This is a genomic window from Streptomyces sp. CGMCC 4.7035 (assembly GCF_031583065.1).
Lineage (GTDB): Bacteria > Actinomycetota > Actinomycetes > Streptomycetales > Streptomycetaceae > Streptomyces > Streptomyces yaanensis.
In genome coordinates this window covers 8,038,446-8,060,895 of sequence record NZ_CP134053.1, presented here as the reverse complement: position 1 = coordinate 8,060,895, position 22,450 = coordinate 8,038,446, and the positions used below count along the sequence as shown (strand labels likewise).

25 protein-coding genes are annotated in these 22,450 nt (G+C 68.6%); 13 read left to right on the top strand and 12 right to left on the bottom strand.

Going from position 1 to position 22,450, the window contains the following annotated elements; genetic code table 11:
* Positions 1 to 64: 64 nt before the first annotated feature.
* The 3 genes from Q2K21_RS35565 to Q2K21_RS35555 form a co-directional block, all read right to left on the bottom strand.
* The gene (locus Q2K21_RS35565; RefSeq protein ID WP_310780450.1) at positions 65 to 1,096 is read right to left on the bottom strand and encodes an alanine racemase; all 1,032 of its coding nucleotides are present in this window, start codon (positions 1,094 to 1,096) and stop codon (positions 65 to 67) included.
* A 126-nt stretch (positions 1,097 to 1,222) separates the two neighbouring features.
* Positions 1,223 to 2,341 (bottom strand): peptidoglycan bridge formation glycyltransferase FemX, encoded by a 1,119-nt coding sequence (femX, locus tag Q2K21_RS35560; RefSeq protein WP_310780448.1) that lies wholly within the window; start codon positions 2,339 to 2,341, stop codon positions 1,223 to 1,225.
* A 159-nt stretch (positions 2,342 to 2,500) separates the two neighbouring features.
* Complete coding sequence (locus Q2K21_RS35555) at positions 2,501 to 2,818, bottom strand: hypothetical protein (RefSeq protein ID WP_310780446.1); 318 nt, start codon at positions 2,816 to 2,818, stop codon at positions 2,501 to 2,503.
* A gap of 263 nt (positions 2,819 to 3,081) precedes the next feature.
* Here Q2K21_RS35555 and rpsF point away from each other — a divergent pair, with 263 nt between their 5' ends.
* The 4 genes from rpsF (at position 3,082) to rplI (ending at position 4,798) form a co-directional block, all read left to right on the top strand.
* Positions 3,082 to 3,372 carry a 30S ribosomal protein S6 gene (gene rpsF, locus Q2K21_RS35550; RefSeq protein ID WP_004985983.1) on the top strand — a complete coding sequence of 97 codons (291 nt, stop codon included), beginning with the start codon at positions 3,082 to 3,084 and terminating at the stop codon, positions 3,370 to 3,372.
* A 73-nt stretch (positions 3,373 to 3,445) separates the two neighbouring features.
* Positions 3,446 to 4,015, top strand: a complete 570-nt coding sequence (locus Q2K21_RS35545; RefSeq protein ID WP_310780443.1) for a single-stranded DNA-binding protein — start codon at positions 3,446 to 3,448, stop codon at positions 4,013 to 4,015.
* An 81-nt stretch (positions 4,016 to 4,096) separates the two neighbouring features.
* Positions 4,097 to 4,333 (top strand): 30S ribosomal protein S18, encoded by a 237-nt coding sequence (rpsR, locus tag Q2K21_RS35540; protein WP_003949403.1) that lies wholly within the window; start codon positions 4,097 to 4,099, stop codon positions 4,331 to 4,333.
* 18 nt (positions 4,334 to 4,351) lie between these two features.
* Entirely contained in the window at positions 4,352 to 4,798 is a 447-nt protein-coding gene (gene rplI / locus Q2K21_RS35535; protein WP_310780394.1) for a 50S ribosomal protein L9, read from the top strand.
* A 220-nt stretch (positions 4,799 to 5,018) separates the two neighbouring features.
* On the opposite strand, the gene Q2K21_RS35530 is transcribed toward rplI, so the two are convergent.
* Positions 5,019 to 6,356, bottom strand: coding sequence for an MATE family efflux transporter (locus Q2K21_RS35530; RefSeq protein WP_310780392.1), 1,338 nt, complete (start codon positions 6,354 to 6,356; stop codon positions 5,019 to 5,021).
* A gap of 460 nt (positions 6,357 to 6,816) precedes the next feature.
* Between Q2K21_RS35530 and dnaB the strand changes: the two genes are divergently transcribed.
* Both dnaB and Q2K21_RS35520 read left to right on the top strand, forming a co-directional pair.
* A complete protein-coding gene (gene dnaB, locus Q2K21_RS35525; protein WP_310780390.1) occupies positions 6,817 to 8,292 on the top strand; it encodes a replicative DNA helicase in 1,476 nt (491 codons plus the stop codon).
* A 76-nt stretch (positions 8,293 to 8,368) separates the two neighbouring features.
* The gene (locus Q2K21_RS35520) at positions 8,369 to 9,754 is read left to right on the top strand and encodes a serine hydrolase domain-containing protein (protein WP_310780388.1); all 1,386 of its coding nucleotides are present in this window, start codon (positions 8,369 to 8,371) and stop codon (positions 9,752 to 9,754) included.
* Positions 9,755 to 9,817: 63 nt separating this feature from the next.
* On the opposite strand, the gene Q2K21_RS35515 is transcribed toward Q2K21_RS35520, so the two are convergent.
* Positions 9,818 to 10,270: a GNAT family N-acetyltransferase gene (locus Q2K21_RS35515; protein ID WP_310780386.1), complete on the bottom strand. Its 453-nt coding sequence runs from the start codon at positions 10,268 to 10,270 to the stop codon at positions 9,818 to 9,820.
* 58 nt (positions 10,271 to 10,328) lie between these two features.
* On the bottom strand, positions 10,329 to 10,787 hold the full coding sequence (locus Q2K21_RS35510; RefSeq protein WP_310780383.1) for a MarR family winged helix-turn-helix transcriptional regulator: 459 nt from the start codon (positions 10,785 to 10,787) through the stop codon (positions 10,329 to 10,331).
* Positions 10,788 to 10,928: 141 nt separating this feature from the next.
* On the opposite strand from Q2K21_RS35510, the gene Q2K21_RS35505 reads away from it, so the two are divergent.
* Positions 10,929 to 12,137 carry an MFS transporter gene (locus tag Q2K21_RS35505; protein ID WP_310780381.1) on the top strand — a complete coding sequence of 403 codons (1,209 nt, stop codon included), beginning with the start codon at positions 10,929 to 10,931 and terminating at the stop codon, positions 12,135 to 12,137.
* 65 nt (positions 12,138 to 12,202) lie between these two features.
* Here the strand turns inward: Q2K21_RS35505 and Q2K21_RS35500 are convergent, their stop codons facing one another.
* Positions 12,203 to 13,069 (bottom strand): GNAT family N-acetyltransferase, encoded by an 867-nt coding sequence (locus Q2K21_RS35500; protein WP_310780379.1) that lies wholly within the window; start codon positions 13,067 to 13,069, stop codon positions 12,203 to 12,205.
* Positions 13,070 to 13,299: 230 nt separating this feature from the next.
* Between Q2K21_RS35500 and Q2K21_RS35495 the strand changes: the two genes are divergently transcribed.
* Positions 13,300 to 13,932 carry an HAD family hydrolase gene (locus Q2K21_RS35495; protein ID WP_310780377.1) on the top strand — a complete coding sequence of 211 codons (633 nt, stop codon included), beginning with the start codon at positions 13,300 to 13,302 and terminating at the stop codon, positions 13,930 to 13,932.
* Positions 13,933 to 14,349: 417 nt separating this feature from the next.
* Positions 14,350 to 16,077, top strand: a complete 1,728-nt coding sequence (locus tag Q2K21_RS35490; RefSeq protein ID WP_310780375.1) for a globin domain-containing protein — start codon at positions 14,350 to 14,352, stop codon at positions 16,075 to 16,077.
* A gap of 29 nt (positions 16,078 to 16,106) precedes the next feature.
* On the opposite strand, the gene Q2K21_RS35485 is transcribed toward Q2K21_RS35490, so the two are convergent.
* From Q2K21_RS35485 to Q2K21_RS35465, 5 genes are all read right to left on the bottom strand, one after another.
* Positions 16,107 to 16,589: an NUDIX hydrolase gene (locus tag Q2K21_RS35485; RefSeq protein WP_310780373.1), complete on the bottom strand. Its 483-nt coding sequence runs from the start codon at positions 16,587 to 16,589 to the stop codon at positions 16,107 to 16,109.
* A 161-nt stretch (positions 16,590 to 16,750) separates the two neighbouring features.
* A complete protein-coding gene (locus tag Q2K21_RS35480; RefSeq protein ID WP_310780371.1) occupies positions 16,751 to 17,656 on the bottom strand; it encodes a LysR family transcriptional regulator in 906 nt (301 codons plus the stop codon).
* Positions 17,657 to 17,937: 281 nt separating this feature from the next.
* On the bottom strand, positions 17,938 to 19,092 hold the full coding sequence (locus Q2K21_RS35475) for a cystathionine gamma-lyase (protein ID WP_310780369.1): 1,155 nt from the start codon (positions 19,090 to 19,092) through the stop codon (positions 17,938 to 17,940).
* The gene (locus Q2K21_RS35470; RefSeq protein ID WP_310780367.1) at positions 19,089 to 19,580 is read right to left on the bottom strand and encodes a low molecular weight protein-tyrosine-phosphatase; all 492 of its coding nucleotides are present in this window, start codon (positions 19,578 to 19,580) and stop codon (positions 19,089 to 19,091) included. The genes Q2K21_RS35475 and Q2K21_RS35470 overlap by 4 nt, the downstream gene beginning before the upstream one ends.
* Before the next feature lie 9 nt (positions 19,581 to 19,589).
* Positions 19,590 to 19,967, bottom strand: a complete 378-nt coding sequence (locus tag Q2K21_RS35465; RefSeq protein WP_310780365.1) for a phage holin family protein — start codon at positions 19,965 to 19,967, stop codon at positions 19,590 to 19,592.
* Between the two features lie 59 nt (positions 19,968 to 20,026).
* On the opposite strand from Q2K21_RS35465, the gene Q2K21_RS35460 reads away from it, so the two are divergent.
* The 4 genes from Q2K21_RS35460 (at position 20,027) to Q2K21_RS35445 (ending at position 22,365) form a co-directional block, all read left to right on the top strand.
* Entirely contained in the window at positions 20,027 to 20,344 is a 318-nt protein-coding gene (locus Q2K21_RS35460; protein ID WP_310780362.1) for a cupin domain-containing protein, read from the top strand.
* Between the two features lie 166 nt (positions 20,345 to 20,510).
* The gene (locus Q2K21_RS35455; protein WP_310780360.1) at positions 20,511 to 20,723 is read left to right on the top strand and encodes a DUF5326 family protein; all 213 of its coding nucleotides are present in this window, start codon (positions 20,511 to 20,513) and stop codon (positions 20,721 to 20,723) included.
* A gap of 249 nt (positions 20,724 to 20,972) precedes the next feature.
* The gene (locus tag Q2K21_RS35450; RefSeq protein WP_386275925.1) at positions 20,973 to 21,827 is read left to right on the top strand and encodes an IclR family transcriptional regulator; all 855 of its coding nucleotides are present in this window, start codon (positions 20,973 to 20,975) and stop codon (positions 21,825 to 21,827) included.
* 100 nt (positions 21,828 to 21,927) lie between these two features.
* Positions 21,928 to 22,365, top strand: coding sequence for an SsgA family sporulation/cell division regulator (locus tag Q2K21_RS35445; protein ID WP_310780358.1), 438 nt, complete (start codon positions 21,928 to 21,930; stop codon positions 22,363 to 22,365).
* The last annotated feature ends 85 nt before the right edge of the window (positions 22,366 to 22,450 follow it).

Genomic DNA, 22,450 nt, shown 5'->3' with positions numbered 1-22,450 from the left:
GGCGCCAAACCAAAGGCCGTACACGGGGCTCCGTGTACGGCCTTTGTGCTGTCCTGCCCGGGCCTCAGCGGTCGACGAGCCGGTCGAACTGCGTGGTGGTGTGCCGCAGATGGGCCACCAGCTCGTCGCCCACCTTCGGCTCCGTGGCGTCCGCGGGGACGAAGAGGATCGAGACCTGCATGTGCGGGGGTTCGGCGAACCAGCGCTGCTTGCCCGCCCAGACGAAGGGCGAAAGGTTCCGGTTCACCGTGGCGAGGCCGGCCCGGGCGACGCCCTTGGCGCGCGGCATGACGCCGTGCAGGGCCTTGGGGGCCTCCAGGCCCACCCCGTGCGACGTTCCGCCCGCCACGACGACCAGGAAGCCGTCGGAGGCCGCCTTCTGCTGCCGGTAGCCGAAGCGCTCGCCCTTGGAAACGCGCGTGACGTCCAGGACGGCCCCCCGGTACTCGGTCGCCTCGTGGTCCCCCAGCCACAGCCGGGTGCCGATGCGGGCGCGGAAGCGGGTCTGCGGGAACTGCTGCTGAAGCCGGATGAGCTCCTCGGCCTTGAGGTGGCTGACGAACATCGTGTGCAGCGGCAGCCGGGCCGCGCGCAGCCGGTCCATCCAGCCGATGACCTCCTCGACGGCGTCCGAGCCGTCGGTGCGGTCGAGCGGGAGGTGGATGGCGAAGCCCTCCAGGCGGACGTTCTCTATGGCGGAGTGCAGATGCGGCAGGTCCTGCTCGCTCACGCCGTGCCGCTTCATCGAGGACATCACCTCGATGACCACACGGGCGCCCACGAGTCCGTACACGCCGTCCACGGACGACACCGAGCGGATGACGCGGTCGGGCAGCGGCACGGGCTCTTCGCCCCGCCGGAACGGCGTCAGCACCAGCAGGTCGCCGCTGAACCAGTCCTTGATCCGGGCCGCCTCGTACGTCGTGCCCACGGCGAGGACGTCCGAGCCCAGACGCGTGGCCTCCTCCGCCAGCCGCTCGTGGCCGAAGCCGTAGCCGTTGCCCTTGCAGACGGGGACGAGCCCAGGGAACTGTTCCTGCACGTGCTTGTGGTGTGCCCGCCAGCGCGCGGTGTCGACGTAAAGCGTGAGCGCCATGGCCGGTCCCGGAACCTTTCTCGTGGCTGCGGTGTGTCAGAGGTCTGAGAGGAAATTGTGACGGACTCGTCGGCCCTGCGGGGAGGCGCCGGGCCGCGGAGCGGCCCGTTACGCTGCTCCGGCAGGTCAGCGGCGCGACATGTAGATGTCGAGCGCCTTGTGGAGCAGCTTGTTGAGCGGGAAGTCCCATTCGCCGAGGTACTCGGCTGCCTGCCCGCCCGTGCCCACCTTGAACTGGATCAGACCGAAGAGGTGATCGGTCTCGTCCAGCGAGTCCGAGATACCGCGCAGGTCGTAGACGGTGGCGCCGAGTGCGTAGGCGTCGCGCAGCATCCGCCACTGCATCGCGTTCGAGGGCCGGACCTCGCGGCCGATGTTGTCGGAGGCACCGTAGGAGTACCAGACGTGCCCGCCGACCACCAGCATCGTCGCCGCCGAAAGGTTCACGCCGTTGTGCCGGGCGAAGTACAGGCGCATGCGGTTGGGGTCCTCGGTGTTGAGGGCCGTCCACATGCGCTGGAAGTACGACAGCGGGCGGGGCCGGAAGTGGTCGCGCACGGCCGTGATCTCGTACAGCCGCTGCCATTCCTCGAGGTCGTGGTAACCGCCCTGGACGACCTCGACACCGGCCTTCTCGGCCTTCTTGATGTTGCGGCGCCACAGCTGGTTGAAGTTCTTGTGGACCTCTTCCAGGGAACGGTTCGCGAGCGGCACCTGGTAGACGTAGCGGGGCTGCACGTCACCGAAGCCGGCGCCGCCGTCCTCGCCCTGCTGCCAGCCCATGCGGCGCAGCTTGTCGGCGACCTCGAAGGCGCGCGGTTCGATGAAGTCCGCTTCGATGTCGCGCAGACGCTTCACGTCCGGGTCCTGGATGCCCTGCTTGATGGAGTTGGCCTCCCAGCGCCGGATGATCACCGGCGGGCCCATCTTCACCGAGAAGGCACCCTGGTGCTTCAGGTGCGCGAGCATCGGCTGGATCCAGTCGTCCAGATTCGGCGCGTACCAGTTGATGACCGGGCCCTCGGGAAGGTACGCGAGATAGCGCTTGATCTTGGGCAGCTGGCGGTACAACACCAGTCCGACGCCCACCAGTTCGCCGTTCTTGTCGAACCACCCGAGGTTCTCCGAGCGCCACTCCGCCTTGACGTCTGCCCAGGCCGGGACCTGCATGTGGCTCGCCGCCGGCAGGCTCTGGATGTACGCCAGATGCTGCTCGCGGCTGATCGTCCTCAGGGTCAGGCTCATTCGGGGCGCTCCTCGGGCTGGTGTGTCCCCATGGGTACAGGGGCTCCGGCTCTCGCGCCGAAGCCTACTGCGCCCTGGGAGCGCCCCGACTGGCCGTATGGAACCTGTGTGCCCATCGGATCGCCGGACGGCCCGCCGGGCCGTCCGGCGATCTCACGGTCAGCCGCCGATCAGCCCGCCGAAGAGGCCGCCGTGGGCCATGCCGAGACCGAAGCCGATGGCGGAGGCACCGAGTCCCAGGATCAGCCCGAAGCGCTCACGGGTCGTGACGGAGATGTACTGCCCGTACGCGCCGGTGAAGATCCCCACCAGGCCGGTCCAAGAGCTGATCAGATGCAGGTTGTCGAACATCGCCGTGACGAAGGCCGTGATCCCGAGCACCAGGGTCACCACGAGCAGGGTGTCCTGGACGGGGTGGGCCTTGCCGTCCGTGGCCAAGAGAGAACCGGTGGTGTTGGGTCGCAATACCTGTGCCATAGGGCACCTCCTGCGGAAGGCGGCGCATGGTAGCGCCGTACACACCCGATGCGTACTGATTGTGGGGCTTCGCCGCCGGATTTCAACCGGAAGCGCGTGTGCGGGTACTCTGTACCCTCTGCACCGGTGTCTGCCCAGGCCAAGCCGGGGAAACCGCCGACCGACCCCGATTGTCGGTGGCGGCCGATACCGTTGCGTACGCATCACAACCCTCCTGCCACGGAACGACCGTGGCCGCTGAGTCCAAAGGAGGTGGGTTCCACATGCGTCACTACGAGGTGATGGTCATCCTCGACCCCGATCTCGAGGAGCGCGCTGTCTCCCCGCTGATCGAGAACTTCCTTTCTGTCGTCCGTGACGGTGGCGGAAAGGTCGAGAAGGTCGACACCTGGGGCCGTCGTCGTCTCTCGTACGAGATCAAGAAGAAGCCCGAGGGCATCTACTCGGTCATCGACCTGCAGGCCGAGCCTGCGGTCGTCAAGGAGCTCGACCGCCAGATGAACCTGAACGAGTCGGTCCTCCGGACCAAGGTCCTCCGCCCCGAGACCCACTGAGCTCCAGCTCAGCTGATCTCGGGATTCGAGTAGCAGCAAGCAGCCAGCAGCAAACCCGCCGAGAGGTTCCCCCATGGCAGGCGAGACCGTCATCACGGTCGTCGGCAATCTTGTCGAAGACCCCGAGCTGCGCTTCACCCCGTCCGGTGCGGCGGTCGCGAAGTTCCGCATCGCGTCCACTCCCCGCACCTTCGACCGCCAGACGAACGAGTGGAGGGACGGCGAGAGCCTCTTCCTGACCTGCTCGGTCTGGCGACAGGCGGCGGAGAACGTCGCCGAGTCGCTTCAGAAGGGCATGCGCGTCATCGTGCAGGGCCGGCTGAAGCAGCGGTCCTACGAGGACCGTGAGGGCGTCAAGCGCACGGTCTACGAGCTCGATGTCGACGAGGTCGGCGCGAGCCTGCGCAACGCCACGGCCAAGGTCACCAAGACCGCCGGCCGCGGTGGCCAGGGTGGTTACGGCGGCGGTGGCGGCCAGGGTGGCGGCGGCTGGGGCGGCGGCCCCGGCGGCGGCCAGCAGGGCGGCGGCGCTCCGGCCGAGGACCCGTGGGCGACCGGCGCTCCTGCCGGTGGCCAGGGCGGTGGCGGCTGGGGCGGCGGCTCCGGCGGCGGTGGCGGCTACTCGGACGAGCCCCCCTTCTAGACCTTCGGGCCGGGTCATCGGGCCTGGCCGGGTCGAGGGCGGGTCGTACCCCAAACTTCTTGATCACACAGGAGAAACACCATGGCGAAGCCGCCTGTGCGCAAGCCGAAGAAGAAGGTTTGCGCTTTCTGCAAGGACAAGGTCACGTACGTGGACTACAAGGACACGAACATGCTGCGGAAGTTCATTTCCGACCGCGGCAAGATCCGTGCCCGCCGCGTGACCGGCAACTGCACGCAGCACCAGCGTGACGTCGCCACGGCCGTCAAGAACAGCCGTGAGATGGCGCTGCTGCCCTACACCTCCACCGCGCGATAAGGGAAGGGTGACCGACTCATGAAGATCATCCTCACCCACGAGGTCTCCGGCCTCGGCGCCGCGGGCGACGTCGTCGACGTCAAGGACGGCTACGCTCGCAACTACCTGATCCCGCGGAAGTTCGCTATCCGCTGGACCAAGGGTGGCGAGAAGGACGTCGAGCAGATCCGTCGCGCTCGCAAGATCCACGAGATCCAGACCATCGAGCAGGCCAATCAGGTCAAGGCCCAGCTCGAGGGCGTGAAGGTCCGCCTGGCCGTCCGCTCCGGCGACGCCGGCCGTCTCTTCGGTTCCGTCACCCCGGCCGACATCGCCTCGGCGATCAAGGCTTCCGGTGGCCCCGAGGTCGACAAGCGCCGCATCGAGCTGGGCGCGCCGATCAAGACGCTGGGCTCCCACGAGACGTCCGTGCGTCTGCACCCCGAGGTTGCCGCCAAGGTCAGCATCGAGGTCGTCGCGGCCTAAGTGCTGCGCTCGCTCAAGCGAGATGTGGGGCCGCACCCTTCGGGGTGCGGCCCCATACGCTTGCCGTCGAGGGCATGGACGGGTAGACACGGGAGGCGTCGTTTCACGTGAAACATCGTGAATCGGGCGGTGTTTCACACGGCACAGGGTCGCCGTCCCCTCGTGTGCAATGCGCTTTCGCCTGCATATCCGGCACGCGGCGTCGTTCAGTGCTACCGCGTCAGCGCGTCGCACCCGTCACTATCCAGTGGCCCGAGCGGGAGCGTAGCCACAGGGTGAGCATCCGGACGGTCATCATCAGCGTCATCGCCGCCCACAAGGCGGTGAGCCCGCCGCCGAGGACCGGGACCAGCAGGGCCACGGGAGCGAAAACCGCCAGCGTCAGCAACATTGCCCAGGCCAGATACGGTCCGTCCCCAGCCCCCATCAGTACGCCGTCCAGCACGAAGACGATGCCGCAGATGGGCTGCGCGAGGGCAACGAGCACCAGAGCGGGCAGAGCGATATGGCGGACGGCCGTGTCACTGGTGAACAGCGGCAGGAAGAGCGGTCGGGTCACGAGGACCAGCAGTCCGAGCACGATCCCGGCGATGATGCCCCACTGCACCATGCGGCGGCACGCGTCGCGGGCGCCCTGCGCGTCGCCCGCGCCGAGATAACGCCCGATGATGGCCTGTCCGGCGATGGCGATCGCGTCCAGGGCGAAGGCAAGCAGGCTCCACAGCGACAGGACGATCTGGTGCGCGGCGATGTCCGCGTCCCCGAGCCGGGCGGCGACAGCGGTCGCGATCATCAGGATCGCCCGCAGTGAGAGGGTACGGACCAGCAGAGGCGCCCCCGCCTGTGCACCGGCACGTATCCCGGCCGCGTCGGGCCGCAGGGAGGCGCCGTGCCGACGGGCACCGCGGACGACGACGCACAGATACACCGTGGCCATGCCGCACTGGGCGATGACCGTGCCCCAGGCGGAACCGGCGATGCCCAGGTCGGCGCCGTAGACGAGGCCCGCGTTGAGGGCGGCGTTCGCGACGAAGCCCGCGACAGCCACGTACAGAGGTGTCCTGGTGTCCTGAAGTCCGCGCAGGACGCCGGTTGCGGCGAGCACGACGAGCATCGCGGGGATGCCGAGCGCTGAGATCCGCAGATACGTCGTCGCATACGGGGCGGCGGTCGGTGAGGCGCCGAAGACGTCCACGATGCCGGGGGCCATGGGCAGGACTACGGCGACGACGGCCGCTCCGAGCAGGAGCGCCAGCCAGATGCCGTCCATGCCCTGGCGGATGGCGGACCGCAGATCACCGGCGCCGACGCGGCGGGCGACTGCGGCCGTGGTGGCGTACGCAAGGAAGACGAAGACGCTCACGGCGGTGGTGAGGAGTGCCGATGCGACGCCGAGGCCGGCCAGCTGCGCGGTTCCGAGATGGCCGACGATCGCGCTGTCGGCCATCACGAAGAGGGGCTCTGCGACGAGTGCGGCGAAGGCCGGAACGGCCAGTGCGACGATCTCCCGGTCGTGCCGGCGTCGGGTGGCGCGGGGTGGCGCGGGAGCCTGTGTCATGACCACCAATCTAATCGTCCACAGGTAAGAGATGCAAAGCGATTCTGACCCTTACTCTGGCGTTGACGTGGCACGGCGCTGTGCACGGTTCGGGGCGATCTTGATCCGACTGGGGAAGTTTTTCTTCTGCACAGCCAGTGGACGGGAAAAGAGCAGGTCAGAGTGGCATGGCTGGAGGGACTGAGGGCTTGTTCACAGGGCTGTCCACCGTGTCGTGCACAGGTTTTGCGGAGTTGTCCACAGCATCGGGGCCGTCGTCCACATGGCCTGTGGATAACCAGATTGGCTGACGGTGCCGACGGGCCTACCGTGGTCCGGCGCCCGCTCCTCCCTTCGTCCTCGGAAAACGCGTAAAACCGACGCGTCTGAACCGGAGCTGGGCTTCTCGCTTTGTCAGTGTCGTGCCCTAGAAATGAAGCGCACGGCGAGGTCCGCGCGGCGGACGGGAGGAGGCGGCCCGGTGAGCATCTCCGAGCCCTTGGACGATCCGTGGGCCGACAGCGGCCCCAGCGATCGTGTCCCTGCCTCCCGCCGGGGCCGTGACGGCGGCAGAGGCCGCGACGAGCAGCATGATCGTGGCCCTGACAACGACGCATGGGAGGGCGGAGGCACCTCCTTCGAGCGCGTCCCGCCACAGGACCTGGACGCGGAGCAGTCCGTCCTCGGCGGCATGCTCCTGTCCAAGGACGCGATCGCTGACGTCGTAGAGGTTCTCAAGGGCCATGACTTCTACCGCCCCGCGCACGAGACGATCTACCAGGCCATCCTCGACCTGTACGCGAAGGGCGAGCCGGCCGACCCCATCACGGTCGCCGCCGAGCTGACCAAGCGCGGCGAGATCACCAAGGTCGGTGGGGCTCCGTATCTGCACACACTGGTGCAGACGGTCCCGACCGCGGCGAACGCCGAGTACTACGCGCAGATCGTGCACGAGCGCGCGGTCCTACGCCGCCTGGTCGAGGCCGGCACCCGCATCACCCAGATGGGATACGCGGCCGACGGCGACATCGACGAGATCGTCAACAGCGCCCAGGCCGAGATCTTCGCGGTCACCGAGCAACGCACGGCCGAGGACTATCTGCCGCTCAGCGAGATCATGGAGGGCGCACTCGACGAGATCGAGGCGATCGGTTCGCGGTCGGGGGAGATGACCGGCGTCCCGACCGGTTTCACCGACCTCGACCAGCTCACCAATGGTCTGCACCCCGGTCAGATGATCATCATTGCGGCCCGCCCCGCCATGGGTAAGTCCACCCTGGCCCTGGACTTCGCGCGGGCAGCGTCCATCAAGCACAACCTGCCGAGCGTGATCTTCTCGCTCGAAATGGGCCGCAACGAGATCGCGATGCGTCTGCTGTCCGCCGAGGCACGCGTGGCCCTGCATCACATGCGCTCCGGCACGATGACGGACGAGGACTGGACCCGGCTCGCGCGTCGCATGCCGGATGTCTCGGCGGCTCCGCTCTACATCGACGACTCGCCGAACCTGTCGATGATGGAGATCCGCGCCAAGTGCCGCCGCCTCAAGCAGCGCAACGACCTGAAGCTCGTCATCATCGACTATTTGCAGCTGATGCAGTCCGGCTCCAAGCGGTCCGAGAGCCGGCAGCAAGAGGTCTCGGACATGTCGCGAAACCTGAAGCTGCTGGCCAAGGAGCTGGAGCTGCCGGTGATCGCGCTCTCGCAGCTCAACCGAGGCCCCGAGCAGCGCACGGACAAGAAACCCATGGTGTCCGACCTGCGTGAGTCCGGCTCGATCGAACAGGACGCCGACATGGTGATCCTGCTGCACCGTGAGGACGCGTACGAGAAGGAGTCGCCGCGCGCGGGCGAGGCGGACATCATCGTCGGCAAGCACCGAAACGGCCCGACGGCAACGATCACGGTCGCCTTCCAGGGCCACTACTCCCGCTTCGTGGACATGGCGCAGACCTGACCCGTCGTCCACCCCTCGGCAGCGATGCCGATCAAATGCGCTCGACGTGGGATGCCTTCCCGGGTGAACTGGGGTCATGACGACATCTCTGGAAGAACTGCTCCCGGGAACGCGCCGGGCCCTTCTGCACCGCATCGCCGTTGCACAGGCCCAGGGTCGGGCGCCGTCACTGGTGGCGGCGGTCGTCCGGGACGGGCGGACGGTGTGGCACGGCGCGCGCACCTGCGTGGACGGCCATGCCCCGGACGAGAATGTGCAGTACCGGATCGGCTCGATCACCAAGACCTTCACCGCGGTCCTTGTGCTGCGACTGCGGGACGAGGGCGTTCTGGACCTTGGCGACCCGCTGGAGAAGCATCTGCCCGGCACCGGGGCGGGGGAGGCCACCATCGCCGAACTGCTCGCTCATACGGGCGGTCTGGCGGCCGAGTCGCCCGCGCCGTGGTGGGAGCGCACGCCTGGCGCGTTGCGCCCCGAACTTGCGGACGTACTGGGCGAGCAGCCGCTGCGGCATCCGGTCGGGCGTCGGTTCCACTACTCCAACCCCGGCTATACGCTCCTGGGCGCGCTGGTCGAGGAGGTGCGCGGGGCTCCCTGGGAGGACGTTCTGCGGCGCGAGGTGCTCGAACCGCTGGGGTTGCACCGCACGAGCGGCCGGCCGCAGGCACCGCATGCCGGGGGCTGGGCCGTGCATCCATGGGCTGATGTGATGCTTCCGGAGCCCGCCGAAGACCTCGGACGGATGGCGTCGGCCGGTCAACTGTGGTCGACCACCGGTGACTTGGCGCGTTTTGCCGTCTTCCTCGCCCGGGGCGACGACCGGGTGCTGAGCGCGGAGTCCGTACAGGAGATGCGGGCGCCGGCAGCGCCGCCCGAGGCCGCAGACGTGGCGGCCGGGTACGCCTATGGACTCGGCCTGGAGACCCGGCATCAGGACGGCCGCCTCCTCGTCGGACACACAGGTTCTCTTCCGGGTTTCCTCGCCAGTCTCACCATCAGCGTGAGAGACGACGTGGCGGCCGTCGTGCTGGCCAACTGCACATCAGGGCCACTGCTTTCCGCCGTCGCCGCCGATCTGGTCGGCATCGTGGCCGAGGCGGAACCCCGGATCCCCGAGCCGTGGCAACCGCTGCCCGACATCGACCGGTCGGTCCTGGAGTTGGCGGGACAGTGGTACTGGGGGACACAGGGCTTCATTCTGCGGCTCACGGCCGACGGGGGTGTCTCGCTGGAGCCGTTGTCCGGCGTGGGCCGTCGCGCCCGCCTGAGGTCCAACGGTGACGGCACCTGGACGGGGCTCGACGGCTACTACGCGGGAGAGGTTCTGAAGGTCGTACGGCGGCCTGACGGGTCCCTGAGCCATCTGGACCTCGGGTCGTTCGTGTTCACCCGTCAGCCGTACGAGGAAGGGGCTCCCGTGCCCGGTGGTGTGGACCCGGAGGGGTGGAGCGGGATCGGCTAGTCGTCGCTGTCATGGGAAGGGGCATGTTTCACGTGAAACATGCCCCTTCGTGCTTGAGCGGTGTCAGAGCGACCGTTTGAAGCCCACGTGGGAGGCCTCGAAGCCCAGGCGCTCGTAGAAGCGGTGGGCGTCGGTGCGGGTGGCGTCGGAGGTCAGCTGGACCAACTGGCAGCCCTGACGCCGTGATTCGTCGATTGCCCACTCGATGAGGCGCGTGCCGAGACCGCCGCCGCGCTCGTCGGCATGGATGCGTACCCCCTCGATGACCGAGCGGGTCGCACCCTTGCGGGACAGCCCCGGGATGACCGTGAGCTGGAGAGTGCCGACGACACGTCCGTCGCGAACGGCGACCACCAGGTGCTGGTTCTGATCGCCGCTCAGCCGCTCCAGCGCGCTCAGGTACGGCGCCAGATCGTCCGGTGACTCGCGCTGGGCGCCGAGCGGGTCATCGGCGAGCATGGCGACGATCGCGGGGACGTCGTCTGCCGCGGCGGGGCGTATTTCGAGATCTCCCATGATCCGCACCCTACGGGGGCGGCATGCGCCCCTGCGTGGACAGGGAGAGAGCGTCTTCCTAAGCCGGCACGTTCAACGACTCGACCACGCGGACCAGTGGCGCCAGCTCGGGGTTCCTCGCCGCCTCGTCGAGCGCCTCGCGCAGGGCGGCGTCATTGGTGGGACGGGCCTCTTCGAGGAGCTTGAGACCGGCCTCGGAGACGTTGGTGTAGATGCCGCGGCGGTCGGTCGGGCAGAGGTAGCGCGCGAGCAGGCCGCGATCCTCGAGCCTGGTGACCAGTCGGGTCGTGGCGCTCTGGCTGAGGACCACCGCGTCAGCGACCTGCTTCATCTGTAGATGTCCCCCCTCGCCGTCGTGCTGTCGGCTGAGCACGTCGAGCAGGGAGTACTCCCGCACGCTCAGATCGTGCTTGGCCTGCAGGGCGCGCTCGAGGTGGGCCTCGATCCTCCCGTGCAGCAGGGAGAGAGCGCACCAACCCTGAGCAAGGGCGGTAAGCGCGGGGTCCGTCGCTGTCATGGCGTTTTCCTCCATCCCGGAGCGGCTCACCTCAAGGATAGAGCACCGACGCAATAGCCTGCTGTTGCATATATAGCGCGCTTGCAAGTATTGTGGACGCACGCAAAGCGCACCTGCAATCGTGTGGAAGGTTGTTACCCCATGCCTCTCGCGCTTCTGGCCCTCGCGATCGGGGCCTTCGGGATCGGAACCACAGAATTCGTGATCATGGGTGTTCTGCCCGAGGTCGCGAACGACTTCGGGGTCTCCATTCCCACCGCCGGGCTGCTCGTGACCGGCTATGCACTGGGCGTGGTGTTCGGTGCCCCGATCATGACCGCGCTGGGCACCAAGGTCTCCCGCAAGCGGATGCTGATGGTGCTGATGGGCCTGTTCGTCCTCGGCAACCTGCTCTCCGCCGTCGCCCCGGTCTTCGGGCTGATGCTGGTGGGCCGAGTGGTGGCCTCCCTCGCCCACGGCGCGTTCTTCGGCATCGGCTCTGTTGTCGCAGCCGAGTTGGTCGCCCCGGAGAAGAAAGCCGGCGCCATCTCCATGATGTTCAGCGGTCTGACCGTGGCAAACGTGGTCGGCGTCCCGCTGGGGACGCTCATCGGACAGTCGGTCGGCTGGCGGGTCACCTTCACGCTTGTCGCCGCGCTCGGCGTGATCGGGTTGCTCGGCGTCGCGAAGCTGGTGCCCGAGTTGCCCAAGCCGGAGGGCGTGCACCTGCGCCACGAGCTGGCCGCCTTCAAGAATGCGCAGGTGCTGCTCGCCATGGCGATGACTGTTCTCGGCTTCGGCGGCGTGTTCGCGGCCATCACCTACATCGCGCCGATGATGACCCATGTCACCGGTTTCGCCGACGGCTCGGTCACCTGGCTGCTCGTCCTCTTCGGCCTCGGCATGGTCGGCGGCAACCTCATCGGCGGCAAGTACGCGGACCGCGCGCTGATGCCGATGCTGTACGCGTCGCTCGGCGGCCTCGCCCTCGTCCTCGCCCTGTTCACCGCGACCGCGCACAACAAGATCCTCGCCGCGCTCACCATCATGCTGATCGGTGCGCTCGGGTTCGCGACCGTGCCTCCACTGCAGAAGCGGGTCCTGGACCACGCGCACGGCGCCCCTACCCTGGCGTCGGCCGTGAACATCGGGGCCTTCAACCTCGGCAACGCCCTCTCTGCCTGGCTCGGCGGCCTCGTCATCGCGGCCGGCCTCGGCTACACCGCCCCCAACTGGGTCGGCGCCGTCCTCGCCGGGGCCGCCCTGCTGCTCGCGTTCCTCTCGGCCGCCCTGGAGCGCCGTGAGACGACCCGTGGAACGGTCGTGGCGGGCACCACGCCCGCCGAACGGCGGACTGCCGTTCACCACTGAGCGAGGTCGCTACTGACCCGGACCGCGTGCCCTCACGGGGGCGCGCGGTCCCTGTGATGGCAGGCTCAGCCCGCCGCCACCGTCAGCGGTGCGAAGCGCCGCGTCCAGTCGCCGGGCAGGTCCGGGATGCCGTACGTCATCACGGCGTTGAGGCCGACGGTGGCGAGTCCGCGCTCCTTCAGCCAGGTCAGCAGATCCTCGTGCCGTATGTCGACGTCCGTGCGTAGTGGGCGGTCGCTGTGGGCGGCGAGGGACGCGACGAGCGCCTTCGCCGTCTCGGTGTCGCGCGCGATGAGGGGGCCCACGACATGGGTGTCCATGTTGGGCCAGGCGGCCGCGTACCCGATGATCCGCCCGTCCTCCTCGGCGACGCGCAACTGGTCGGCGAAGGCGGGAAGACGTGTGAGCACATGCGTGCGGTCGGCGCCGAAGACCTCCGCATCGAGCCGGACAAGGGTGGCGAGGTCCTCCGCGGTGGCCGGACGGGTGGCGACAACGGATGGCGGTCCCCCGACCGTGAAGTGCCCGCGCACCATCTCGGCGCTACCGGTCACCTTGAAGCCGAGTTCCTCGTAGAGAGGCCGGCCGTACGGGGTCGCATAGAGCGTGAGTGGAGTGGCCCCCATCTCCGTCACCACATGCCGCATCATCCGGCGGCCGACGCCCTGGCGGGCATGCCGCTCGGCGACAAGCACCATGCCGATGGCGCCCAGATCCGGGCGGTACCGGGACCCGTACTCGGTAACGACACAGGCGGTGACGAGGCCGCCCTCGGGGTCGTCGATGCCGTAACCCTTCCCGGCTGCCAGGAGCAGCCCCCACTTGTGCTCCTCGCGGGGCCAGCCCCGGTCCTCTGACAAGTCGGCGCAGGCGAGGAGATCGCGGGGCGTCAGACGGCGGATGGGCAGAGCTGCGAGGGAAGGTGTCGACACGCAGGTCAGGCTGTCTGACATGGGCCACTGGCGTCCACCTCTTTGCGGGTGAACGCACACGCTTTTGGCCATGTCATGCGCGACCGCGCAGCACAGGGACAGATGTTTCACGTGAAACAGCGAGAAGTCTGTCATGACCGGTCGACGGCTCGTCGATGGCCAGTCACCGCCAAACGGTACCGAGGAGCGCCCTGTGGGGCAGGGTGAGGCGGCCGCTAGCCTCCTCTCACATGGCGAGACTTCATCTCTTCGATCTCGACGGCACGTTGCTGCACGGGACCTCCGCACCGGTGGAGATCTCACGGCAACTCGGCCTGGAGACCGAGACCGTGGCGCTGGACCGGGCGGTCGCCGCCGGGCACATCGGACCTCCGGAGTACGCGGCACAGGTTCATGCCCTGTGGTCGGAGCTCACGGAGACCCATGTGGCGGCGGCCTTCGCGGCGGCTCCCTGGCTGTCCCGCATTGAGGAGGTGTGGATGGAGATCCGCGAGAACGGTGACTACTGCGCCGTCATCTCGCTTTCGCCCTCCTTCTTCGTGGAGCGGCTGACGCAGTGGGGCGCCCATGCGGCGTACGGCTCGCGCTTTCCGGCGCTGCCTTTCCGGGAACCGGTGGACCCGGCCGGAATCCTGAGCGCAGCCGCCAAGGTGCGGATCGCGGACCGGCTCTGCGCTGAGTTCGGCGTAGGCCGCGCCGATTGTGTCGCCTATGGCGATTCGACATCGGACAAGGACCTCTTCGACGCGGTGCCGGTGTCCATTGCGGTCAATGCAGACCGGTATCTGGCGGGCCGCGCCACCCACTCCTACGTGGGGCGGGATCTGTGGGATGCCTATGAATTGGTGCGACGCGTCCGGTAGTTGAAGGAACCGCTGGTTCGCCCGGCCGCCCATTCATGGCGGAGCAAGGGGGGACTTGTGTGTGAGGCAGTGACCGGTATGGTCGAGTCCGGTTCGCGTCCGGTGTGATGTGCGCACGTTCCGCAGGGCACGAACGAAGGCCGATGCAGCCTAATGGGACGGAGAGATCGAAGACCCGCATTTTCTGTTACGCGGTCGGGCGTGGGGCCCGGGTGGGATCCTGCGGTGAGAGTGCTGCGGCCAATGTCACACTCTCGCCTTACTTGTCCGTACGTGGCGGGACGCCAGGTTTGAATGTGGCCGCATTGGCCGTCAGGGATCAAACGGGGAACAGCAAGGCCGTCGGCGGGAAAACAGGCACCCTCCGACCGGGGAAGTGCGCAGACCGACCGAAAGATGTTCGAGGCGAGGCACACCATGGACGCTCCGACCACCACGTCGGCCGACAACGGCACGTCCGGCGGCAGCGGCGGGGGCGGCTGGTTCACGCCCCGCAAGCAGCCCCAGACGCCCCCGGGCGGGGGCCAGGAGACGCCCGAGGGCGGCCGCCTCGCGGCGATGCGCCCCGTCCGCCGGCCGGCGCCGAGTGAGGACGCGGAGCAGCCGCGAATACCTCAGGCACCACCAGCGACCGCCCCGACGGAGCGCCCCCGCGCCGAGCCGGAACCCGCCCACGAGGTACCTCGCTCAGTGGCCGCTCCCGGCGGCCCGGTGCCCGGTTTCTCTCCGAGTGGCGGTGCCGCCTCCGGGGCACTGCAGGACGCTCCCGCCCAGCGGGCCGCCGCTGTCCCACCCAGTGCCCCGGTCCAGCCTGCTTCCGGCTTTCCCGAGGCGGCCGCCGGCCAGTCGGCCTCCGTCCTTCCCGAGGCCGTCGACGGCCAGTCGGACTCCCTCCTTCCCCAGGGCGTCGCCGGACCCGCCACGGATAGCCGCGAGACCGCTCCCGACCGGCCGGCCACCGAAGCTTCGTGGTTCGCCGCCGGCCCCGAGCCGCGGGTCCCCTCTCAGCGATCCGCCCCGGAGCCAGAGGCGTCTCCCGACGCCGTACTGATCCGGCGGACCATGTCCGAGGTCGGGCCCATCGCCGACAAGGTCACCTCGTACTTCTACGCGCTCCTCTTCGTGCGCCACCCCGACCTGCGGTCGCTGTTCCCCGCCGCGATGGACGCCCAGCGGGACCGGCTGCTCAAGGCGCTGCTGACCGCCGCCGAGCACATCGACAACACCGAGGTCCTCGTCGCATATCTGCAGAACCTCGGCCGCGGCCACCGCAAGTACGGCACCCGGCCCGAGCACTACCCGGCCGTCGGCGAGTGTCTCATCGGCGCGTTGAGCAAATACGCCTCCGCGATCTGGGACGAGGAGACCGAGGCCGCCTGGGTACGGGCGTATACGACGATCTCCCAGGTGATGATCGACGCGGCCGCCGCGGACGAGCTGCTGGCCCCTGCCTGGTGGTACGCGGAGGTCGTCTCCCACGATCTCCGGACCCCGGACATCGCGGTGATCACGGTCCGTCCCGACCAGCCGTACCCGTTCCTGGCGGGGCAGTACACAAGCCTGGAGACCCCGTGGTGGCCGCGGGTATGGCGGCACTACTCCTTCGCCTCGGCGCCACGCTCCGACGGACTGCTCTCGTTCCATGTGAAGGCGGTCCCCGCGGGCTGGGTTTCCAATGCGCTGGTGCACCGGGCCCGGCCCGGCGACGTCATCCGCCTCGGCCCGCCCGCCGGCACGATGACCGTCGACCACACCACCGAGAGCGGGCTGCTGTGTCTGGGCGGCGGCACCGGTATCGCGCCCATCAAGGCCCTGGTCGAAGATGTCGCGAAGCACGGCCAGCGGCGCCCGGTCGAGGTCTTCTACGGCGCCCGCACCGGCCACGACCTGTATGACATCGACACCATGCTGCGGTTGCAGCAGAGCCACCCCTGGCTTTCGGTCCGCCCGGTCGTCGACGAACAGGCGAACCTCCAGTTGCCGGACGTCATACGCGAGTACGGGCCCTGGAACGAGTACGACGCGTACCTCTCAGGTCCGCCCGGCATGATCCGCAGCGGTGTGGACGCGCTCCGGGACATCGGTATCCCGTCGGAGCGAATCCGCCACGACTCGGTGGAGGAGCTGGTCGGGGCCGGGGGCTGAGCCCAGCAGGCATTCCTTCGTACGGGATGTCAGCCCAGGTCGGGCGCGTGCATGGCCCGTACGCCCTCGATGTTCCCGTCGAGGTAGTGCCGCAGCGACAGCGGCACCAGATGGACGGACGCGATGCCGACCCTGGTGAAGGGCACCCGCACGATCTCGTACTCGCCGGTGGGCTCCTCGACCTCTGGGCCGTGCCGTAGGCGCTCGTCCATGGACTCGAGATGGCAGACGAAGAAGTGCTGGACCTTTACACCGGTCGCGCCGCCGTCCTCGCCGATGTGCTCGACCGTGTCCACGAAACACGGCACCACATCGGTGATCTTGGCGCCGAGTTCCTCGTGCACTTCACGGTGGAGCGCGTCGACGACGGTCGTGTCCGACGGCTCGACCCCGCCACCCGGAGTGAGCCAGTAGGGATCGACGCCGGGCTTGGTCCGCTTGATCAGAATCAGGTCGTCACCATCGAGCAGGATGGCGCGGGCGGTGCGTTTGACCACGGGGCGAACGGTCATGGGTGAAATGTGGCCCAGCTTGTTCCACGTGAAACATCGCGCACCCCACATGGCGCCGAATCCCTGGTGAACTCCAGGTGACTCCCGATGGCGGGCGCCCCCAGCCGTTCGTCGGTAATGGTCGGCAGCCGGTCCGCCACGCCGTCATCCTCAATCGGCGATCAACCCCAGTGCGCCGCTGTCCGCAGCAGCCACTCGTGCGCCCGTGCGATGTGCGGCATGGCAAGCGTTCCGGTACGGACCACGAGGAAGTACGTCCGCAGCGGCGGCACCGGCGGTTCATGGAGGGCCACCACATCGCCCCGCTCCAGCTCGGAGGCGCAGAGATAGCGCGGCAGCACGGCGAGCCCGGCACCGGTGGTGGCGCAAGCGAGGACCGCGCGCAGATCGGGGACGATGACGGTGCCGGAGGCGGCCGGACGGGAGTCGAAGACGGACGCCCAGTAGCGGGAGACGAACGGCAGCGACTCGTGCACCTCGACCACCGGCAAGTTCTCCAGTGCGTGCGCACCCTTGCGGCGCACCTTGCCGGGGCCGATGCGGGAGGCCCAACGCGGGGCGGCGACCAGGACGTGCTCCTCGTCGCAGAGCGGCGTCGCGGTGAGCAGGGCGCCGCGTGGCCGTGCCGTGGTGATGGCCAGGTCGTGGTGTCCTGCGGCTAGCCCCTCCAGCGTCTCGTCGGCGTTCCCGAAGGAGGCCCGCAGGGCGAGCCCCTGGCCGTCGGCGCCGGTCAGCTCGGCGAGCGCGGGCAGGGCGCGCTCGGCGGTGAACTCGGGAGGCCCGGCGAGATGGAGGGTGCGCAGGGAGGAGTCCTCGTCGAGCCCGGTCTCGGCGATCTCCACGAGGGCGTCCAGATGCGGGGCGGCCTTGTGCGCGAGTTCGTCGCCTATGGTCGTGGGGGTCACCCCGCGGGCCTGGCGCAGGAAGAGGGGGCGGCCCAGCTGCCGTTCCAGGGTACGGATCTGGGAGGTGACGGCCGGCTGCGAGAGGCCGAGCAGGGCCGCGGCGCGGGTGAAGGAACCGGCCCGGTGCACGGTCACGAAGGTGCGCAGCAGGGCCAAATCCATGGTGCTCCCTCCCCTCCCCGCACCTCCGACCGCGCTCAACTATAAATAAGTCGATAGGTCTCTGTCGCTACCGTGATTGGACACTGACGCAGAGTCAACTAGCCTTGGTCGCGCGGTTCTTAGCGCGCAGAACCGGGGGCGGTCCGAGCCACGAGGGGGGAGGCTCGGACCGTCCGTTGTGCGTAGAAAGGATCGCGGGGGAATCGGATCGATTCCCCGGAATGCGTACCTTTCGGACCCGGAGTGCGGACCGGGAGCGCCGGCCGTCGCTCAGGGCGTGGTCATTCCGCCGACTCCTCAAGCGCACGCAGCACATCGGCCACCAGGTCCTCGGGGTCCTCCGCTCCGGCCGAGAAGCGGATGAAGCCCTCCGGCACCGCGTCACCGCCCCAGCGTCCACGCCGCTCGGCGGTGGACCGTACGCCACCGAAACTCGTCGCATCGTCAACGATTCGCAGTGCGTCCAGGAAACGTTCCGCACGCGCGCGTGTGGGCAACGAGAACGACACCACGCACCCGAAGCGCCGCATCTGCTGCGCGGCGACCTTGTGCGAGGGGTCGTCGGGCAGTCCCGGATACCGCAGCCCGCTCACCTCGGGCCGACCACGCAGCGCCCCGGCGACCGCGAGCGCGTTGGCGGTCTGCCGGTCGGCGCGCAGTTGGAGCGTGGCCAGTGAGCGGTGCGCGAGCCAGGCCTCCATGGGACCCGGGATCGCCCCCACGATCTTGCGCCAGCGCCGCACCGCGGCCATCAGTCCGGCGTTCCGGGAGGCCACGTACCCCAGCAGGAGGTCCCCGTGTCCGGTGAGCATCTTGGTGCCGCTGGCCACCGAGAAGTCGGCGCCCAACTCCAGGGGCCGCTGGCCGAGCGGGGTCGCCAGAGTGTTGTCGACGGCGACGAGAGTGCCCTGCGCGTGCGCCGCCGCGACGAGGCGTCGCAGGTCACAGACGTCGAGCCCCGGGTTCGAGGGGGTCTCGATCCACAGCAGCTTCGCGCCGCCGAGGACGCCGAGCTGGGCGTCGTCGCCGGTCGGCGCGGTGCGCACCTCGATGCCGTACGCGGTCAGCTGCTCGCGCACCAGCGGCAGCACCTGGTAGCCGTCGTCGGGCAGCACCACGGTGTCTCCGGCCCGCAGCTGGGAGAAGAGAACCGCCGAGATCGCGGCCATGCCGGAGGCGAAGGCGAGCGTCTCGACGCCGTCCTCGCCGGGCGCCTCCAGCTCGCCGATGGCGCGCTCCAGGTGGGTCCAGGTGGGGTTCTCGTCACGCCCGTAGGTGTACGGGCCGGTGGGCTCGCCGGGCAGGTGGAAGTGCGCGGCGAAGACGGGGCCCGGCAGGGTCGGCTCGTACTTGACCGGCTCGGGCAGTCCTGCCCGGACCGCGCGTGTGCCGTCACCGGGTCCCGCGCCGGGCGTGTCGAAATCCCCTGAGGTCATGCTGCTCGTCCCTCCACGTGCTCTTGTACCGCGGCGAGCAGCCCTGTGCTCGCCGCTTCCACCATCTCAAGACACTCCTCGAATCCGTCCATCCCCCCGTAATACGGGTCGGGGACGTCGAGGTCGTCGCCGGCGGCCGGGTCGTACGAGCGCAGGAGCCGGACCTTCGCCGCCTCCTCCGGGGTGGGTGCGAGGTGGCGAAGGGCCTTGAGGTGCCCGGAGTCGAGGGCGATCACGAGGTCGAGGCGGGAGAACCAGGAGGGCTGGAACTGGCGTGCGATGTGCTCGCCGTCGTAGCCGTTCTCCTCCAGCACGGCGACGGTACGCGGATCGGCGCCGTCGCCCTCGTGCCAGCCGCCCGTGCCCGCACTGTCGACCTCGATCAGGCCGTCGAGACCGGCCTCCTCGATGCGCGCACGGAAGACGGATTCGGCCATCGGGGAGCGACAGATGTTGCCGGTGCAGACGAAGCAGACGCGATAGGTCATACGACTCACTCAATCCTCGTCGGGCAGGACGACGTGCAGTGCCCAGGACACGACCGAGATGATCAGGCCGCCGATCACGGCGGTCCAGAAGCCCTCGACGTGGAAACTCAGGTCCAGTTTGCCCGCCAGCCACGAGGTGAGCAGCAGCATGAGGGCGTTGACGATCAGCGTTATCAGGCCGAGCGTCAGGATGAACAGCGGGAAGGTCAGCACCTTCACGATCGGCTTGACCAGGAAGTTCACCAGGCCGAAGAGCAGCGCGACGATGATGAGCGTGCCGATCTTCTTACCGGTGCTGTCGCCGGTCAGGGTGATCTTGTCGAGCAGCCAGACCGCGACGGCCAGAGCGCCCGCGTTGGCGATCGTCTTGACTACGAAATTCTTCATGTGTCTGATCGTGGCAGACGGGATCAGAGGCGAGTAGCGAGCAAGGGCGGACACGTGCGATGAAGGCATTCCGGCTGGACGAACTGGAGGCGGAGCGCGCCGCCAACGAAGGTGCCTATCTGCAGTTCCTGCGGGAACGGAACATGTCGGTCGGCCTGTACGCGCTCGACGCGGGCGACCTGGACCCGCAGAACCCGCACCAGCAGGACGAGGTGTACTTCGTCGTCAGCGGCCGTGCCTCGATCACCGTCGGCATGGAGACCACCCAGGTCGCGCGCGGCAGCGTCGTCTACGTGCCCGCCGGGGTCGCCCACAAGTTCCACCACATCACCGAGGACCTGAGGGTTCTGGTGGTCTTCTCTCCGCCCGAGAGCTGACGTCCGTCTCGGGGTTCCCTAGGGGGACGATCAGGGGAGGACAAGGGGTGCGAGGCGCCCGTTCCGCCCCTGGGCGGCCCTAGCATCGAAGCCAGGACATCGACGGACCCGGAAGCAGAGCCCCCGAACAGGACGGGGCGACGGGCGGAGAGACAAGGACAAGGCGATGCGAGAGATCTTCGCGGGTTTGCCGTGGTGGGTGAAGTGGATCGCGGTGCCGGTCATCGCCCTGGTCGTCTTCGGCGGCGTGATAGTGAGCGTGCTTCAACTCGTCATCGGGCTGCTCTTCAAGGTACTGGTCTTCGTCGCACTGGTCGGCGGACTCATCTACGTCGTACGGAAGTTCATGTCGAGCTCCACGTCGCGCGGCGACTGGTGACCCGCCCGGAGCGCGTCGGGTCATCGGGCACCGCCACGCGAGGGCCCGTGGCGGTGGGGGAGAGATAACGGGCCGTCGGAACAGCGATGTGATGTTCCCTCGGGCGAGGGAAGTTTTCCGGGTGAGGCCGTCGGCGGGCGGTGGCGGCCCGTTAGAGTCCGGAACTCGACGCGCGGCAGGCCCCGCGCGCGGCGCATCCACCCCCGTGTCCTCGCACGGGCGGCCCACCTCGCGCTCCGGGAGTCACTCTTGGCCACGGTTGACACCGCACCCGCAGACTCACCCGCCCCAATCGCCCCACCCGCACAGCCGCGCACATCACCGGCGGAGGCGCACCTCCCGCCCGTACAACCGCACTCCACCACACTCATCGGATCCGTGCAGCGGGCGATGCGGCTGCTGGAGGCCGTCGCCGACCGCGAGTACGGAGCCCCCGCCAAGCAGCTGGCCCGTGAGGTCGGCCTGGCACTTCCCACGGCGTACCACCTGCTGCGCACCCTGACTCACGAGGGCTATCTGCGCCGGGAGAAGGGCCTGTTCTTCCTCGGTGAGGCGGCCGAGCGACTGAGCGTCGGCGCAGCCCAGCAGAAACGTCGCAGCATGGTGAACGACGCGCTCGCGCAATGGCGTGATTCGATCGGCGTCCCCGTGTACTACGCGGTCTACCGCGAGGGTGAGATCGAGGTGCTCAGTGTTGCCGACAGTCCGGGCAACCCGGCGGTCGAGGAGTGGGCCGACTTCCGTGAGACCGGGCACGCCCACGCGATCGGCCAATGCCTGCTCTCGCAGCTCGACGAGGAGGCCCGCCTGGACCACCTCGACCGCTACCCCGTACAGGCGATCACGCCGTACACGGTGCGTGACGACCGCACCCTTCTGCGCAGGTTGGAACGTTTGGGCCGGACGGAACCCGTCATCGAACGCCAGGAGTACGCGCTCGGGACGGCCTGCGCCGCGATCCCCCTAACCGCAGGGGCGACGGCCGCGGCGATGGCGATCTCGCTGCCTTCCCATCAGGCCGATCGGCTGCTGCCCGCGGCACGTCAGCTGCAGGCGGAGATCGGAAGGCTGCTAGGGACACTCGCCATCTCTATCAGTATCTGAAAACTCACTCCTTGTGATCTGCTGTGTACGTTCAGCAAACTTCCAGCAGGTGTCAGGGCGATCATTCCTGGCCAGTCGACGGCAACTGACGGGGTAGGCGATGCGCGAGTCGGTGCAGGCAGAGGTCATGATGAGCTTTCTCGTCTCGGAGGAGCTCTCGTTCCGCATCCCGGTGGAACTGCGCTACGAGACCTGTGATCCCTATGCCGTGCGGCTGACGTTCCACCTGCCCGGCGACGCACCCGTGACCTGGGCGTTCGGGCGTGAGTTGCTGGTCGACGGAGTGGGCCGGCCGTGCGGGGACGGGGACGTGCACATCGCGCCCGCCGAACCGGAGACCTTCGGCGATGTGCTGATCCGGCTCCAGGTGGGCGCTGACCAGGCGCTGTTCCGGTCGGGGGCGGTGCCGCTCGTGACGTTCCTCGACCGCACGGACAAGCTGGTGCCGCTCGGGCAGGAGGGTTCCCTCGCCGACTTCGACGCGCATCTGGATGAGGCGCTGGACCGGATCCTGGCGGAGGAGCAGAGCGCGGGCTGAGGCCAGCCACGGCGCCGTAACGGTTCGTCGCGGATGTACGACGGGACGACGGGTTGCCGTAACGGTTCCTCGTGGACGCGTGGTG

Bases quoted from the DNA above. Each gene is read 5' to 3' on its own strand.
- Q2K21_RS35445 (WP_310780358.1), top strand. From the start codon at position 21,928: ATGCGCGAGTCGGTGCAGGCAGAGGTCATGATGAGCTTTCTCGTCTCG.
- Q2K21_RS35510 (WP_310780383.1), bottom strand. From the start codon at position 10,787: ATGACAGCGACGGACCCCGCGCTTACCGCCCTTGCTCAGGGTTGGTGC.
- Q2K21_RS35460 (WP_310780362.1), top strand. From the start codon at position 20,027: ATGAAGGCATTCCGGCTGGACGAACTGGAGGCGGAGCGCGCCGCCAAC.
- Q2K21_RS35545 (WP_310780443.1), top strand. From the start codon at position 3,446: ATGGCAGGCGAGACCGTCATCACGGTCGTCGGCAATCTTGTCGAAGAC.
- Q2K21_RS35490 (WP_310780375.1), top strand. From the start codon at position 14,350: ATGGACGCTCCGACCACCACGTCGGCCGACAACGGCACGTCCGGCGGC.
- Q2K21_RS35515 (WP_310780386.1), bottom strand. From the start codon at position 10,270: ATGGGAGATCTCGAAATACGCCCCGCCGCGGCAGACGACGTCCCCGCG.
- Q2K21_RS35485 (WP_310780373.1), bottom strand. From the start codon at position 16,589: ATGACCGTTCGCCCCGTGGTCAAACGCACCGCCCGCGCCATCCTGCTC.
- Q2K21_RS35530 (WP_310780392.1), bottom strand. From the start codon at position 6,356: ATGACACAGGCTCCCGCGCCACCCCGCGCCACCCGACGCCGGCACGAC.
- Q2K21_RS35520 (WP_310780388.1), top strand. From the start codon at position 8,369: ATGACGACATCTCTGGAAGAACTGCTCCCGGGAACGCGCCGGGCCCTT.
- Q2K21_RS35505 (WP_310780381.1), top strand. From the start codon at position 10,929: ATGCCTCTCGCGCTTCTGGCCCTCGCGATCGGGGCCTTCGGGATCGGA.
- Q2K21_RS35495 (WP_310780377.1), top strand. From the start codon at position 13,300: ATGGCGAGACTTCATCTCTTCGATCTCGACGGCACGTTGCTGCACGGG.
- Q2K21_RS35465 (WP_310780365.1), bottom strand. From the start codon at position 19,967: ATGAAGAATTTCGTAGTCAAGACGATCGCCAACGCGGGCGCTCTGGCC.
- Q2K21_RS35455 (WP_310780360.1), top strand. From the start codon at position 20,511: ATGCGAGAGATCTTCGCGGGTTTGCCGTGGTGGGTGAAGTGGATCGCG.
- Q2K21_RS35470 (WP_310780367.1), bottom strand. From the start codon at position 19,580: ATGACCTATCGCGTCTGCTTCGTCTGCACCGGCAACATCTGTCGCTCC.
- rplI (WP_310780394.1), top strand. From the start codon at position 4,352: ATGAAGATCATCCTCACCCACGAGGTCTCCGGCCTCGGCGCCGCGGGC.
- rpsF (WP_004985983.1), top strand. From the start codon at position 3,082: ATGCGTCACTACGAGGTGATGGTCATCCTCGACCCCGATCTCGAGGAG.
- Q2K21_RS35565 (WP_310780450.1), bottom strand. From the start codon at position 1,096: ATGGCGCTCACGCTTTACGTCGACACCGCGCGCTGGCGGGCACACCAC.
- Q2K21_RS35555 (WP_310780446.1), bottom strand. From the start codon at position 2,818: ATGGCACAGGTATTGCGACCCAACACCACCGGTTCTCTCTTGGCCACG.
- Q2K21_RS35475 (WP_310780369.1), bottom strand. From the start codon at position 19,092: ATGACCTCAGGGGATTTCGACACGCCCGGCGCGGGACCCGGTGACGGC.
- rpsR (WP_003949403.1), top strand. From the start codon at position 4,097: ATGGCGAAGCCGCCTGTGCGCAAGCCGAAGAAGAAGGTTTGCGCTTTC.
- femX (WP_310780448.1), bottom strand. From the start codon at position 2,341: ATGAGCCTGACCCTGAGGACGATCAGCCGCGAGCAGCATCTGGCGTAC.
- Q2K21_RS35480 (WP_310780371.1), bottom strand. From the start codon at position 17,656: ATGGATTTGGCCCTGCTGCGCACCTTCGTGACCGTGCACCGGGCCGGT.